The sequence below is a fragment of the Vibrio sp. Vb0598 genome, assembly GCF_033338935.1.
Taxonomy (GTDB): domain Bacteria; phylum Pseudomonadota; class Gammaproteobacteria; order Enterobacterales; family Vibrionaceae; genus Vibrio; species Vibrio alginolyticus.
Genome location: NZ_JAWOTP010000241.1, coordinates 1 through 1,116 on the forward strand (window position 1 = coordinate 1; position 1,116 = coordinate 1,116).

The 1,116-nt window shown below is 49.2% G+C and carries 2 protein-coding genes; both read right to left on the reverse strand.

Annotated features, from left to right (window positions below):
* Positions 1-817: AI-2E family transporter (locus R7Q38_RS24390; RefSeq protein ID WP_318114654.1), on the reverse strand; the 817-nt coding region annotated here is incomplete at its 3' end.
* A gap of 9 nt (positions 818-826) precedes the next feature.
* Positions 827-1,114 carry a hypothetical protein gene (locus R7Q38_RS24395; protein WP_318114655.1) on the reverse strand — a complete coding sequence of 96 codons (288 nt, stop codon included), beginning with the start codon at positions 1,112-1,114 and terminating at the stop codon, positions 827-829.
* Positions 1,115-1,116: the final 2 nt, after the last annotated feature.

Consider the following 1,116-nt stretch of genomic DNA (forward strand, 5'->3'; position numbering starts at 1 on the left):
TCGACACCACTGTCAGCATAAAACTGACCGAATCTAGCTGCAAATACGCAACAAAACCAAAGCTCACCATCGAAATCACTGGTCCCAAATACGGCGCGAAATTCATTACCCCAGCAAACGCACCCCATAGAAATGGGTCTTCAAGGCCGAGGACAAAAAACACCAATCCAACACACAAGCCTAAACCCGCATTGACCAAAGTAATGGTGCCGATGTAGCGCGATAAATCTTTCTGCAGAGCCTGCACCAACTCCACCGCCTGACGTTGTTTCGAAAAACCACGCAAACGCGATACCGATTTACGAAACAGACTTCGACCATGATTAAGCATGAAATACACCATAAACAGCACAATCATCGCCTGAGTTAACAGCGTTGGTGTGGTGGTCGCGAGCGCTTTCAGCAGAGAAAACACCGTGTTGTTGCCCATCTCGTCAATGTTCATGTCACTGGCGATCTCAAGCGGCGCGTTCATGTGCTCTGACGACGCTTTGGTCACTTCATTCACTTCCTGCGAAACGTTTTGGACGATGCTTGGCAACTCAGCCCACCATTGTTTCGCGGGTTCTGATATCGCCGCTAAACCGAGTATTGAAACACTCACCAATAACGTCAACGTCACCACCACGGTTATCGTGCGTGGCAGGCCTTTGTCTTCAAAATAATTGATCAACGGGCTAAACAGCAGTGCCACGAACGTACTTATCACCATAGGTAACAGCACCGGTTTGGCGAAGTAGAGTGCAGGAACAAGCAATAACACCAGCAGAGACACACCAATCACGGTATTGATAGGAAGGTTTAATTTTCCATTCATGCGCGTCCTCTACTGATGAGGTGGTAAATCGGATGGTTGAGCCGCTTCTTCACCTGCTTCTTTTGAGGATGCAGCAGACGATGAAGAAGATTTGGCTAGCTGGCCACTCAAATCCATCGCGCCATTGAGCAGCAAACTGATGGAGGAGAGAGATGACGTGACGCGAGACAGTCGCCCAGCTTTCGCAACAGCAATCGCGGCAAAAGCGCTCAACCCAAGCGCAGTCCACGGGTTTTCTTGCACGAATCGGTTCGAGGTAAATTTGAGGGTTTGCTTATCCAGCAAGCATTGCTCCAAAG